Genomic DNA, 11,972 nt, shown 5'->3' with positions numbered 1-11,972 from the left:
CCTCCTTATCGGCGCTTGCGGGCGATTGCCCGGCGGGCGGCTTCCGCGATGCTCTGGGGCGTGATGCCGAATTCGCGATACAGCACCGGCGCTGGCGCCGAAGCGCCGAAACCGCGCATGCCGACGAATTCGCCGTCCGTGCCGATCCAGCGATGCCAGTCGCCGGCGACGGCGGCCTCGACACAGACGCGCGGCGCGGTGCCGAGCACGGTGGCGCGGTAATCGTCGGGCTGCTCCTCGAACAGGGCGAAGCACGGCGCGGACACCACGGCCGCACGGATATGCTCGGTCGCAAGCAGGCGAGCGGCTTCCAGCGCAATCGAGACTTCCGAGCCGGTCGCCATCAGCGTCACGTCGCGGCCGCCGTCCGGCGAGACCACGAGATAGGCGCCGCACGCGACGCGGTTTCTGCCGCGCGCGTCGCTGCGGAAGGTCGGCAGCGCCTGCCGCGACAGGCACAGGACGGACGGACGGTTCTCGGAGCTGAGTGCGCAGTCCCAGGCCTCCAGGGTCTCCACCGCGTCGGCGGGGCGGAACACCAGGAGGTTGGGAATCACCCGCAGCGCCGCGAGATGCTCGACCGGCTGGTGCGTCGGGCCGTCCTCGCCGAGGCCGATCGAGTCGTGCGTCATCACGTGGATGACGCGCAGCCGCATCAGCGCCGCAAGGCGGATCGCGGGCCGGCTGTAATCGGAGAACGCCAGGAACGTGCCGCCATAAGGAATGAAGCCGCCATGAAGCGCGAGGCCGTTCATCGCCGCGGCCATGCCGTGCTCGCGAATGCCGTAATGGATGTAGTCGCCGGCGAACGCGCCGCGCTTGACGGGCGCCTGCACCTTGGCATGCGTAAGGTTCGAATGCGTCAGGTCCGCGGAGCCGCCGACCAGGCCGGCAATCGTCCCGGCGATGCCATCGAGTACCTGTTGCGAGGCCTGCCGCGTCGCGAGCTTCGGACGTTCGGATGCGAAGCGTTCGCGCAATCTCGCGGCGGCCAGCGCATAGGCGGCAGGCAGAGCAACGGCCTTGCCTTCGACGAACATGTCGCGCTGCTCCGGCGTCGCTCGTTCATAGCGATCGAGCCAGGCGAGTCGATCGACCTGCCCGCGCTGCCCGATCATTCGCCACGCCTTGAGGATCGGCAGCGGCACCACGAAGGGCTGATAATCCCAGCCGAGGGTTCGCCGCGCCGCCGCGGCCTGCTCGGTACCCAGCGGCGCGCCATGCGCCTTCTCCGTGCCTTGCCTGTCGGGCGCGCCGTAGCCGATGATGGTGCGGCACGCGATCAGCGACGGCTTTGCGGTCTCCCGCTCCTCTGCAATCGCCTGCGCAATGGCATCGGGATCGTGCCCGTCGATGCTGCGCACCGACCAGCCGGAGGCGGCGAAACGCGCGAGCTGATCATCGGAGGTGGCCAGCGAGGTCGGTCCGTCGATCGAGATGCCGTTGTCGTCGAACAGCACGATCAGACGGCCGAGCCCGAGATGGCCGGCGAGCGAGATCGCTTCCTGGCTGAGGCCCTCCATCAGGCAGCCGTCGCCGGCGATCACATAGGTGAAGTGATCGACGAGGCCGTCGCCGTGCCGGGCATTGGCCATGCGCTCGGCGAGCGCCATGCCGACCGCGGTCGCGATCCCCTGCCCCAGTGGACCCGTGGTGGTCTCGACACCAGGGGTGTGCCCGTATTCCGGATGCCCGGGTGTCTTCGAACCCCACTGCCGGAAGGCCTTGATGTCGTCGAGGCTGACGTCTCCGCCGGTCAAATGCAGGAGCGCATAGAGCAGCATCGAGCCGTGGCCGGCCGAGAGGACAAAACGGTCGCGGTCCGGCCAATTGGGATGAGCCGAGTCGAATTTCAGGAAGCGCGAGAACAGCACGGTTGCGACATCGGCCATCCCCATGGGCAGGCCGGGATGGCCCGACTGCGACGTCTCGATGGCATCGACCGCGAGGAAGCGGACGGCGTTGGCGAGATCATTGTGCGTGACCGCCGAGAGGTCGGCTTCGGCGTGGACGGAGATGTTCATCGGTGTCTCTCCCTGTTCACTTCAGGCTGCGCTTGCGCTCGATCAGCTGCATGATCAGTGGCGTCAGGATCAGCTGCATCGCCAGATCGAGCTTCGCGCCGGGGCAGACGATGGAATTGGCGCGCGACATCCAGCTCTGCGGCAGCATCGACAGCAGATAGGGGAAGTCGATGCCGCGCGGATTCTTGAAGCGGATCACCACCATCGATTCGTCCGGCGTCGGGATCCAGCGCGCGATGAACGGATTGGAGGTATCCACCGTCGGCACGCGCTGGAAGTTGATGTCGGTCTCGGAGAATTGCGGGCAGATGTAGTGGATGTAATCCGGCATCCGCCGCAGGATGGTGTCGGTGACGGCCTCGGTCGAATATCCGCGCGCGCTGCGGTCGCGGTGCAGCTTCTGGATCCATTCGAGATTGATGACCGGCACGACGCCGATCTTGAGGTCGGCATAGCGCGCGACGTTGACCTTGTCGGTGACCACGGCGCCGTGCAGGCCCTCGTAGAACAACAGGTCCGAGTTCTCCGGCAGCTTCTCCCAATCGGTAAAGGTGCCGGGCGCCGCGCCGTGCAGCGCGGACTCTTCTGCGTCGTGCACATAGTGCCGCGTCACCGCCGTCCCGGTCTCGCCATAGTCGCGGAAGGCGCGCTCCAGCTCCTCGAACAGATTGGTCCCGGGGCTGAAATGGCTGAAATGCTTGTTGCCGCGATCGGCTTCCTTGGCCATCTGCGCGCGCATCTCGGCGCGGTCATAGCGGTGAAAGGCGTCACCCTCGATGTAGGCGGCGTTGACCTTCTCGCGGAAGAATATCTGCTCGAACGTCTTCTTCACCGAGGTGGTGCCGGCGCCGGAGGAGCCGGTGATGGAGATGATCGGATGCTTCCTGGACATGCGTCACCCTCCTCACAGCCGGAAGAAGCCACGCCGCGCGAACAGCGGCGCCGAGACGCTGGCAACCAGCAGCGGATCGCAATGCAGCTCCTCGACGCGGCGCACCTCGTTGCTCGAGCCCATGATCAGCGGCGCGCGCTGATGCAGGCTGTGCGCCGAGAGGTCGAGGATGCGCTCGCGCCCGGTGGTGGCGGAGCCGCCGGCCTGCTCGATGATCATGGCCATCGGATGCGCCTCGTAGACAAGGCGCAGGCGGCCGTCGCCATAGCCGGGGCGCGCGTCGGAGGGATAGAGGAACACGCCGCCGCGGGTGAGGATGCGATAGGCCTCGGCGACCAGCGAGCCGATCCAGCGCATGTTGAAATCATGGTTGGCGGGCCCTTCGACGCCGGCGAGACATTCGTCGATGAAGGCGCGCACCGGCGGATCCCAGTGCCGGCGGTTCGAGGCGTTGATCGCGAATTCCTCGCAGGCCTCGGCGATCTGCACGCCGCTGCGGGCGAGGCGGAAGCAGCCTGCCTTGCGGTCGAGCATGAAGATGTCGACGCCCTCGCCAAGCGTCAGCACCAGGGAAGTCTGCGGGCCGTAGGTGACGAAGCCCGCCGCAAGCTGCGCCGAGCCGCGCTGATGGAAGGCGAGCGTGAGGTCATCCGGGGCAGGCAGGATCGAGAAGATCGTGCCGACGGTCATGTTGATGTCGATGTTGGAGGAGCCGTCGAGCGGATCGATCGCGATACAGATCTTTGCCTCGCGATCGCCGATCTGGGCCTCGCGCATCTCCTCCGAGGCCAGCGCAGCGATCGGCAGCTTGCTGAGGCAGCGGCGCAGGATCACATCCGCCTGGACGTCGAGGTTGCGTTGGACGTCGCCGTCGCTGTTGCGCCCCGTCGTCAGGCCGGAGGCATCCGCGAGATCGCCTGACGCGATGAGGTCGGCGATCTCGATGGCTGCTGCCGCGATGGCATCGACCGCGGCGGCCACAGCCAGCGCATGCGGCGCGGTCTCGGAATACCGTTGAAGGTGATCGTCCAGCCTGAGTTGCCCGGTCATCTGCGTCCATCCCCTTTGCCGGCGCCGCATCCGTTCCCTCCCCTCTGGAGGTCGTTGCGGTCAGTCCCGGCATCAGGAGATTGACAGGGGCAACTTAATAAGGAAAATTTCTATTCATAATGACCGTCAAAGAATTTTCTTATAATGGTCCTAGCCATGCGGCGGCTCAGCTCCGGCATCTGACGATCCGGCAGCTGCGCTCGCTTGCCGCGCTCTCGGCCAAGGGCAGTGTGACGGCCGCGTCCGGCCATCTCGGCCTGACCCAGCCGGCCGTGACCCAGCAGCTCAGGCAGCTGCAGGACCTCGCAGGCTTGCCGCTGGTGCAGCGGACCGGCGACGGCATGCTGCTGACGGAGGCGGGCAAGGAGGTTTTGGCGCTGGCCGAGAGGGTCGAGGCCGCCATCACGGATTGCCAGGGCGCACTCGATCTGCTCGCGGGACGGACCGGCGGCACGGTACATCTCGGCGCGGTCTCGACCGCGAAATATTTCGTGCCGCATGCGATCGCGGCGTTCTCCAAGCGCTATCCCAAGATCGAGATCAAGCTCACCATCGGCAATCGCGAGGAGATCCGCGGGGCCATGCACGGCTACGACCTCGATTTCGCGGTGATGGGTCGGCCACCGGCCGACGTCACCGTCGACGTCCGCCAGCTCGGCCGCAATCCGCACATCATCGTCGCGCGCAAGGGACACTGGCTGGAGAAGGATTCCGGCCTCAACCTGACCGATCTCGTGCACGAGACCTTCCTCACCCGCGAGCCCGGCTCGGGCACGCGGACGCTGATGGAGGGCATGTTCCAGAAGTCGGACCTCGAGCCGATCATCGGCATGGAGATGAGCAGCAACGAGACCATCAAGCAGGCTGTGATCGCCGGGCTCGGCATCGCCTTCATCTCGGCCCACACCGTGGCGCACGAGCTCACCGAGGGCCGGCTCGTCGTGCTCGACGTCGCGGGCCTGCCGATCGTGCGGCAATGGTACGTGATCCGCCGCAGCGACAAGGTGCTGCTGCCGCCGGCGCAGGCGATGTTCGATTTTCTGGGCTCGGAAGGGTCGAACTATCTGCCCGACGTGCCCGAGTTCGGCGGGCGATAATGCGCCGGCGCTCAGCTCATCAGCTTCATCGCGACGGTGGCCGCCAGGATCACGATGATCTGGAGCAGGCGCTCCGTCGTGAAGATGCGGTTGAACGTGGTCATCGCTTGCCCCGGCCGGCGTGAAGGTGATTTGGATCGGCCCGTTGCTAGCATAGGCGGGCCGCGAGACAACTCCGTAATTGCCACGGGTGCAGCGGGGTAACTGCATCTCACGCCCTCCCCGACAGACGATCGATCCACCACGCAACGCCGCGTGCGGCCCCCTCTTCGAACCCGATGGACGGTATGCCTGCGATCACCTCGCGAAGGCGGCGGACGTCGGCGGCCATGATCGGCTCGGCGTCGACGCCCGTGGCGGTGACGGCGCCGAACCTGACCAGATGGCGCGCATCGAGGAGCCCAGCGACGTGCTCGATCACGCTGCGCAGGCTGCGCACGTCACCGCTGGCGAGATTGACCGCGCCGGTGAGATCGCTGTCGAGCACGGCGGCGATCATCTGTGCGAGGTCATTGACATAGACGAAGTCGCGCAGCTGCCCGCCATGCGAGCAGTCGAAGGGCCGTCCCGCGTGAAGGCTTCGGATCAGCGACGGAATGAGGCGCGCTTCGGGCTCGTGCGGGCCGAACGGGACAAACACGCGGCCCCAGGCGGCGCCCGCCGCGATATAGGCTTCGGCCGCGGCGAGCTTGGCTTGTCCGTACAATGTCGTGGGACGGCATTGGCTGGTGCGCTCCTCGCAAGGTCCGCCCTGCGGTCCGTATTCGAGGCAGCTTCCGATGCCGAGGATCCGCTCGGTGCCGCAGGCCCGGGCGCGCGCGAGCAGGTCGATGTTGGCCTCCGCCCAGAGCCGGTTGACGGGATCCTCGCGGTAGCGGCCCGGCCGAGCCTCCCAGGCGAGATGAGCGAGGTGCGTCGGCCGCACTGCGGCCAGTGCATCCTCGCGGCCGGCTTCGGTGAGGAGATCGGCCGCGTGCCACGTCATGCCTGACATCGCCGGTTGCGCCGCGCGCGCGATGCCATGGACCTCGAAGCCGCGAGCCGCCAGCACAGGCAGCAATGCGCGGCCGATGAAGCCTGATGCGCCCGTGACCAGCACCCGCCTCATGCGAGATAAGGCAGCGCGCGGTCGCGCGCGGACAGGATCGGATCAGGCAGCGGCCATGCGATCGCCAGCGACGGATCGTCCCAGCGAATGCCGGCTGCGCCTTGCGCATCATAGGGCACGTCGATGCAATACATCAGCTCGGTCCCGTCCACGAGCGTCTGGAAGCCGTGCGCGCATCCGGCGGGAATGAACACGGCATTGTGCCGATCGGCAGAGAGCTCGAGCGAACACCATTGTCCGTAGCTCGGCAGCGACCGGCGCAAATCGACGATCACGTCGAAGGCGCGGCCGGCAATGCAGCGCACCAGTTTGGCCTCCGGCCGGCTGGCCTGGTAATGCAAGCCCCGCAAGGAGCCGGCGCGTTCGTTGCGGGACAGGCTGTGTTGCGCGAAATGCGTGGGCAGTCCATGCGCCGCGAACGTCTCGGTGTCGAACAGCCGGGCGAAGAATCCGCGCGCATCAGGCTCCGGCTCGATCCCGATTTCAACCACGCCCGGCAGAGCCAATGCAGTGAACTTCATCTCAGGCCCCCGCACCGCGACACCGCCGTTGCGAACATCCGTTCACCCCGACGCCTTTGGGGTTGCATCATGCGCAACGTTGTCGGAGTTTCCATGGCTTGTGAAGAGCTAACAGCCGCCGCACGACGGCACAACGGGACGCCCCGTTCATGGACAGGCATCGATGCCGCTTCTGCGCGCGGGCGCTCGACGAGACCTTCGTCGATCTCGGCCTGTCGCCTTTGGCGAACTCCTTCGTGCCGACGGAGCGGGCCAATGCGGCCGAGCCGACCTATCCGCTGCATGCCCGCGCGTGCGGTGCCTGCGGACTGGTCCAGCTTCCGCAATTCGAGCCTGCGGCCAACATCTTCGACCGCTATCTCTACTATTCGTCCTATTCCGAGAGCTGGCTGCGTCACGCGGAGAGCTACGCTGCCGAGATGATCGCCCGCGCGAGGCTCGGTGCAGCGTCCGAGGTGATCGAGATCGCCAGCAATGACGGATATCTGCTGCAATATTTTCAACGCGCCGGCATCCGCGCGCTTGGGATCGAGCCGGCCAGCGGTCCGGCGGCAACGGCGATCGCAAAGGGGATTCCGACCCGGACCTGCTATTTCGGCCGCGATGCCGCCGCAGCGCTCCGCGCCGAAGGCCACGAGCCGGACCTGATCGTCGCCAACAACGTGCTGCCGCACGTCCCCGACATCAACGATTTCGTCGCGGGGCTGCGCATTCTCCTGCCCGAGACCGGCCGTGCGACGCTGGAGCTGCCGCATCTGCTGCATCTGATCGAACAGATCCAGTTCGACACGATCTATCACGAACACCTCTCGTACTTCTCGCTCGCGACGCTGGAGACGGTGTTTCGCGCGCATGGCTTGCGCGTCTTCGACGTGGACGAATTGCCGACCCATGGCGGCTCGCTGCGCCTGCATGTCTGCGCCGAAGCCGCGCCTCAGGGCGCTTCGCCCACGCTCGAAAGGTTGCGTCAACGCGAAAGGGACGCCGGACTCGACCAGCCTGCGACCTATCGTGATTTTCAGGCGAAGGTCGCGGCGAAGCGCGAGATGATCCGCGGCTTTCTCGCCGGCGCGCAGCGCGCGGGCAAGACGGTGGTGGCCTATGGCGCGCCCGCGAAAGGCAACACGCTGCTCAATTATTGCGGCGTCACGCCCGAGTTGATTTCGTTCACCGTGGACCGCAATCCGCACAAGCAGGGCCTGCTGCTGCCCGGAACGCATCTGCCGATCCGCGATCCCGCCGCCTTGATCGCAGCGAGGCCCGATTACGTCTTCATCCTGCCCTGGAATCTGAAGGACGAGATCATCGCGCAGCTGGCGGAGGCTCGCGCCTGGGGCGGACAATTCGTGGTGCCCGCGCCCGACCTTTCGATCGTATCCTGAGCGATGGTTAACGATCAGGCAGCGAGCGGAGCGGAATGGTCCGCGCGCAACGCGAAATAGGCTTCCAGCTCCGACAGAGCCCGCTCTTCCCAATCCTTCGCCTGCTCCAGCAGCGACCAGCTCTGGCCCGGGCGGAACGCAGCGGTCTGGCGATAGAGCGATGCGATGCCGCGATAGCGGCGCACATTCTCCAAGATGGCGTGACCGTTCATGTCCGAAAACTCCCTCGTCATTCCCGGGGGAGAAACTGCGGCCAAATCTTTTTCGAAAAGTTAGCGGCGCGCGGCAAGCTCGCGGATGGTTGCCGGACTGTTGCGCGCACGCAACGCGCGACGTGCCGCCAGGACGATTTCGAAGACGGTTTCAGAAGCGATTTATTGCGGATTCGTTGCCGCGCTCTCGCCCGGGGACTTCAGCCCGCCGCGGCTGATGATCCTCATCGTCTCGCGGCAGAGATCGGCAAGGCCGATCAGCAGCACCGCGAGCAGGCAGAACAGGTTGATGGAATCGGTATTTGCGCTGCTCAGCGCGTTGAACTCGAAGAAGGGCGGAATGAACGCCCACCACACCAGGGGAATGGTGAACAGCGCGGCAAATCCCGCCGCCGGCGTGCCCGCGACGAGGCCGAGCACGAACAGGCCAGGCAGGAACGCCGCAAAATAGAGCTTTGCGCCGAGCGAAACGCAGATGCCCTGAAACACAGCCGACACAGCGACAACGACGCATCCAAGCAAAAACGCCTGCCACGACCATGGCCGTACCCGCGGTACGCCAAACAGCCCCGCACGCCTCATCAGCCTCCCCCTGCCGCCCGTTGACCGAGCCCGCTTGAGACGAAAGTACTACAGGCGCAGGCAAACCGCGAGATGGAAATTGCAGCCGAATGGGATTGGTAAACGAGCCGCAAAGCACGGCCCGGGGAGGCCTGCAGGCTGGTTGGGGTGCGTGTCCCGGACAAGCTGCAACGCCGTTTGGCGTTGCGGCGCAGAGGCCGGATCCAGCAGCGGCACAGTACAATGCGGTGCGATGGTCCCCGGCTCTCCAACGCACCACCCCGGACGATGCTCCGCATCGCCGGGGGCGCGGCGGTGCGTCCGGGGCACGGGAGTGACGGCGGGCGAAACGGGCGACGGCCACGGCCTGTCCCCGGGTATCGCTGCGCTGATTCGGGCTACGACGAGGAGATCATGCCTTTGCCCACGGGCGATCCATCCGCCATCGTCGTCACGCCCTTCCGGTCCACGATCATGCCATAGGTCTGCGGCTGACGGTGGACGTCGAAATTGAAGGTGGTGCGCTTGTAGGAGTTGCAGAGGTCGAGATCGCAGCGGGCGAGCGCGAGCTCGTCGCCCTTGGTGGCGCAGCGCGCGATGATCTCGCCCGAGGGCGCGATGATGCAGCTGCCGCCGATGTGGTCGACGCCCTCCTCGACGCCGGCCTTGGCGACGCCGACCACGAAGGTGCCGTTCTGATAGGCGCCGGCCTGCATGACCAGGTGGTTGTGGAACAGCGAGAGATCGTCATGCTCGGGCGCGGGCGGATTGTGCACCGGCGTGTTGTACCCGATCATCACCATCTCGACGCCCTGTAGGCCCATCACCCGATAGGTCTCGCTCCAGCGGCGGTCATTGCAGATCGCCATGCCCATCACACCGCCGAACGCATTGGCGACGCCGAAGCCGCTGCCCGGCTCGAAATACCGCTTCTCCAGATGCTGAAATTTCCGCCAAGGCTCATGCTCGGCATGACCGGGCAGATGAACCTTGCGATACTTCAAGGTGATCGCGCCGCTCTTGTCCACGAGAATGGACGTGTTGTAGCGCCTGACGATTCCGGCCTCGACCGCCAGCTCGGCATAGCCGAGGCAAAAGCCGATGCCGCTCGCGCGCGCAAGATCGAACAGGGCTCGCGTCTCCGGGCCCGGCATCTCGCGCTCGAAGAAGCTGTCGATTTCGGCCTGATCCTCAAAATACCAGCGCGGAAAAAACGTCGTCAGCGCGAGCTCGGGATAGACGATGAGGTCGCAGCCACTGGCCTTCGCCTCGCGCATCAAGGCCATCAGCCGTGCCACGACTTGGGTCCGGCTCTCGCTCCTGGCGATCGGGCCAAGCTGGCCGGCTGCAACAGTCACAAATCTCGTCACGCGTCAGTCCCTCATATCCCGGAGTGCGTCGGGCCCAAGCCTAGCGAGCGGCGCACCGCACGCACAGGCCGCCTCGCCCTTCGTCATGACGGCACACAATCAAATTCCGTGCCTGCGGGTATCATCGTGCGGAGCCGCGCGAGCCTTCGCTGAGAATCGGGAACTTCGTTGCGGATATGCAACGGTTCCCCACGGTCTGAAGCCGGACAAAACAAACTCCCAATCCGGCCACGAACCGCTCTCACAAGGCCGTGAGACTATCAGGGGAACGACGATGCGTGCACAACGCGTTTGGAAAGTGAACGGGGACGCCAGCATCGGGCATCTCCAATCGAAACTGGACGATCTCAACAAGCGCCTGGGTCAGCTGGAAAGCCTGCATTCTTCGAGCGGGAAGCTCGAAGAGCTCAAAGCGAGCGCGCTCAGCCTGTCCCGCGAGATCGACGACATCCGCTGCGCCGAGGCGACGGCGGCCTTGAGCGAGTTGCTGCGGAAGTAATCAGCAGGGCGAGCTTGTCGATTCGGGGCGCTGAAGGAACCAACGTCACGTGCCGCCATTTCCATGAGAGCATGGAGCACGATCATGACCAGGCACCTGACGCGAGCCCATCTCGCACGCGGCGTGGCCGGCGCGGTGTCCACGCTGGTCCTGTGCGCGACGGCGGCCTTCGCCCTCGCGCGCCATTTTGCGCTGTGAGGGATTTGGCATGACCTCCGACCCCGAGGAGCAGGTACGGCTGCAAGGCTTTGGCGAGATGACGTTGCGCACCGCTGTCGCGACGCTGATGCAACTCGCGCCGCGCGAGCGATCGGAGGCTGCGATCTTCCGCGTGCGCGACGGCGTGCGCCTGGCGGAAAGCGAGGTCGCCGAGCTCGCCTCGAACTGGGGCATCGAATCCGCACCAAAGGTGCGATCGCCGCGACTGGTCCCCGAGCAGCACTGGCCGGACATCGTCCGCGGCATGGTGCGCGAGGCGCCGCTGCCGGCGCTGATGGTCGCGTTCCTCGCGGGCGTTGTGATAGCGCGGCGGTAGAGCCCCGCGCCAGACTGCCGACGACCTCGTCCCGCAAATGCCTGGCCGCCGCAGCGGCCAGGCGGTAGGGCAGTCGTCTCAATGGTGCATTTTCTTTGCGCGAGCCGGCGGCAGCAGAACGGTGTCGATGACGTGGATGACGCCGTTGGACGCTTCGATATCCGGCTGGATCACGTGCGCATCGTTGACGCGGACACCGAGACTTCCGTCGACGTTCACGGGCTGACCTTGAACGGTCGCCACCTTGAGCGACTTGCCAGCGACATCGGCAGCCTTCACGCGGCCTGGGATGACGTGATACTTCAGAATGGCCGCCAGCTTGGCCTTGTTCTTCAACAGCGACTCGACCGTTCCGGGCGGCAACTTGGCGAAGGCTGCATCATTGGGCGCGAACACGGTGTAGGGGCCTTTGCCCTTGAGCGTATTGACGAGGCCGGCCGCTTTCACGGCCGTCACCAGCGTGGTGAACGAGCCGGCAGACACCGCCGTGTCCACGATGTCGGCGGCGCGTGCCGCAGACGAACCAAGCAGGCCAGCGACCATGGCCGCTCCGGCCACGAACGAACGAATTGCGGGCGTCATCAAATTCTCCAGGTGTGATTGATCCATGCCGACGCGATGGGTGCGCGCGCTATCGCGCACCCATCGTCCGATCCGTTGCGATCGACCCCCTTGAAACGAAGCCTCGCGACGGCTGGATCACCGCCCTTTTTAGATTCGA

At 65.8% G+C, this 11,972-nt stretch carries 13 protein-coding genes; 4 read left to right on the top strand and 9 right to left on the bottom strand.

All coding sequences use genetic code 11. The features are described from left to right. Positions 1-5: 5 nt before the first annotated feature. From tkt to ML401_RS09205, 3 genes are read right to left on the bottom strand one after another with little or no spacing between them, the layout of a single operon-like run. A complete protein-coding gene (tkt, locus tag ML401_RS09215; RefSeq protein WP_285811561.1) occupies positions 6-2,024 on the bottom strand; it encodes a transketolase in 2,019 nt (672 codons plus the stop codon). Between the two features lie 16 nt (positions 2,025-2,040). Beyond that, a complete protein-coding gene (locus ML401_RS09210) occupies positions 2,041-2,916 on the bottom strand; it encodes a phosphoribulokinase (RefSeq protein WP_211419358.1) in 876 nt (291 codons plus the stop codon). Between the two features lie 12 nt (positions 2,917-2,928). Next, entirely contained in the window at positions 2,929-3,966 is a 1,038-nt protein-coding gene (locus tag ML401_RS09205) for a class 1 fructose-bisphosphatase (RefSeq protein WP_285811560.1), read from the bottom strand. Between the two features lie 119 nt (positions 3,967-4,085). On the opposite strand from ML401_RS09205, the gene ML401_RS09200 reads away from it, so the two are divergent. Next, complete coding sequence (locus ML401_RS09200; RefSeq protein ID WP_285811558.1) at positions 4,086-5,063, top strand: LysR family transcriptional regulator; 978 nt, start codon at positions 4,086-4,088, stop codon at positions 5,061-5,063. Between the two features lie 211 nt (positions 5,064-5,274). Here the strand turns inward: ML401_RS09200 and ML401_RS09195 are convergent, their stop codons facing one another. Together ML401_RS09195 and rfbC are read right to left on the bottom strand one after the other, a co-directional pair. Beyond that, positions 5,275-6,171: an NAD(P)-dependent oxidoreductase gene (locus tag ML401_RS09195; RefSeq protein WP_285811556.1), complete on the bottom strand. Its 897-nt coding sequence runs from the start codon at positions 6,169-6,171 to the stop codon at positions 5,275-5,277. After that, positions 6,168-6,692, bottom strand: coding sequence for a dTDP-4-dehydrorhamnose 3,5-epimerase (gene rfbC / locus ML401_RS09190; RefSeq protein WP_259204777.1), 525 nt, complete (start codon positions 6,690-6,692; stop codon positions 6,168-6,170). The genes ML401_RS09195 and rfbC overlap by 4 nt, the downstream gene beginning before the upstream one ends. Positions 6,693-6,841: 149 nt before the next feature. Between rfbC and ML401_RS09185 the strand changes: the two genes are divergently transcribed. Further along, positions 6,842-8,074: a class I SAM-dependent methyltransferase gene (locus ML401_RS09185; RefSeq protein WP_259204776.1), complete on the top strand. Its 1,233-nt coding sequence runs from the start codon at positions 6,842-6,844 to the stop codon at positions 8,072-8,074. A 14-nt stretch (positions 8,075-8,088) separates the two neighbouring features. Here ML401_RS09185 and ML401_RS09180 read toward each other — a convergent pair whose 3' ends face one another. The 3 genes from ML401_RS09180 to ML401_RS09170 all read right to left on the bottom strand — a co-directional run bounded on the left by ML401_RS09180 (position 8,089) and on the right by ML401_RS09170 (position 10,217). Then, positions 8,089-8,286 carry a hypothetical protein gene (locus ML401_RS09180; protein ID WP_194406683.1) on the bottom strand — a complete coding sequence of 66 codons (198 nt, stop codon included), beginning with the start codon at positions 8,284-8,286 and terminating at the stop codon, positions 8,089-8,091. Between the two features lie 162 nt (positions 8,287-8,448). Further along, positions 8,449-8,868 (bottom strand): DUF4118 domain-containing protein, encoded by a 420-nt coding sequence (locus tag ML401_RS09175; protein WP_211419364.1) that lies wholly within the window; start codon positions 8,866-8,868, stop codon positions 8,449-8,451. 377 nt (positions 8,869-9,245) lie between these two features. Further along, a complete protein-coding gene (locus ML401_RS09170; RefSeq protein ID WP_285811551.1) occupies positions 9,246-10,217 on the bottom strand; it encodes an N-carbamoyl-D-amino-acid hydrolase in 972 nt (323 codons plus the stop codon). A gap of 274 nt (positions 10,218-10,491) precedes the next feature. Between ML401_RS09170 and ML401_RS09165 the strand changes: the two genes are divergently transcribed. Together ML401_RS09165 and ML401_RS09160 are read left to right on the top strand one after the other, a co-directional pair. Then, on the top strand, positions 10,492-10,716 hold the full coding sequence (locus ML401_RS09165) for a hypothetical protein (RefSeq protein ID WP_194406680.1): 225 nt from the start codon (positions 10,492-10,494) through the stop codon (positions 10,714-10,716). A gap of 208 nt (positions 10,717-10,924) precedes the next feature. After that, positions 10,925-11,251, top strand: a complete 327-nt coding sequence (locus ML401_RS09160; RefSeq protein WP_194406679.1) for a hypothetical protein — start codon at positions 10,925-10,927, stop codon at positions 11,249-11,251. 78 nt (positions 11,252-11,329) lie between these two features. Here ML401_RS09160 and ML401_RS09155 read toward each other — a convergent pair whose 3' ends face one another. After that, entirely contained in the window at positions 11,330-11,794 is a 465-nt protein-coding gene (locus ML401_RS09155) for a fasciclin domain-containing protein (RefSeq protein ID WP_349629308.1), read from the bottom strand. Positions 11,795-11,972 lie beyond the last annotated feature (178 nt).

It is taken from the genome of Bradyrhizobium sp. 62B (assembly GCF_030272265.2).
GTDB lineage: Bacteria > Pseudomonadota > Alphaproteobacteria > Rhizobiales > Xanthobacteraceae > Bradyrhizobium.
Note: the sequence above shows the minus strand (reverse complement) of the source record. Positions and strands in the feature narration are given on the sequence as shown.

Excerpts from the sequence above, each read along its gene's own strand:
- ML401_RS09205 (WP_285811560.1), bottom strand. The coding sequence starts at position 3,966 with ATGACCGGGCAACTCAGGCTGGACGATCACCTTCAACGGTATTCCGAG.
- ML401_RS09195 (WP_285811556.1), bottom strand. The coding sequence starts at position 6,171 with ATGAGGCGGGTGCTGGTCACGGGCGCATCAGGCTTCATCGGCCGCGCA.
- ML401_RS09180 (WP_194406683.1), bottom strand. The coding sequence starts at position 8,286 with ATGAACGGTCACGCCATCTTGGAGAATGTGCGCCGCTATCGCGGCATC.
- ML401_RS09160 (WP_194406679.1), top strand. The coding sequence starts at position 10,925 with ATGACCTCCGACCCCGAGGAGCAGGTACGGCTGCAAGGCTTTGGCGAG.
- ML401_RS09200 (WP_285811558.1), top strand. The coding sequence starts at position 4,086 with ATGACCGTCAAAGAATTTTCTTATAATGGTCCTAGCCATGCGGCGGCT.
- ML401_RS09175 (WP_211419364.1), bottom strand. The coding sequence starts at position 8,868 with ATGAGGCGTGCGGGGCTGTTTGGCGTACCGCGGGTACGGCCATGGTCG.
- rfbC (WP_259204777.1), bottom strand. The coding sequence starts at position 6,692 with ATGAAGTTCACTGCATTGGCTCTGCCGGGCGTGGTTGAAATCGGGATC.
- tkt (WP_285811561.1), bottom strand. The coding sequence starts at position 2,024 with ATGAACATCTCCGTCCACGCCGAAGCCGACCTCTCGGCGGTCACGCAC.
- ML401_RS09165 (WP_194406680.1), top strand. The coding sequence starts at position 10,492 with ATGCGTGCACAACGCGTTTGGAAAGTGAACGGGGACGCCAGCATCGGG.
- ML401_RS09210 (WP_211419358.1), bottom strand. The coding sequence starts at position 2,916 with ATGTCCAGGAAGCATCCGATCATCTCCATCACCGGCTCCTCCGGCGCC.
- ML401_RS09185 (WP_259204776.1), top strand. The coding sequence starts at position 6,842 with ATGGACAGGCATCGATGCCGCTTCTGCGCGCGGGCGCTCGACGAGACC.
- ML401_RS09155 (WP_349629308.1), bottom strand. The coding sequence starts at position 11,794 with ATGGTCGCTGGCCTGCTTGGTTCGTCTGCGGCACGCGCCGCCGACATC.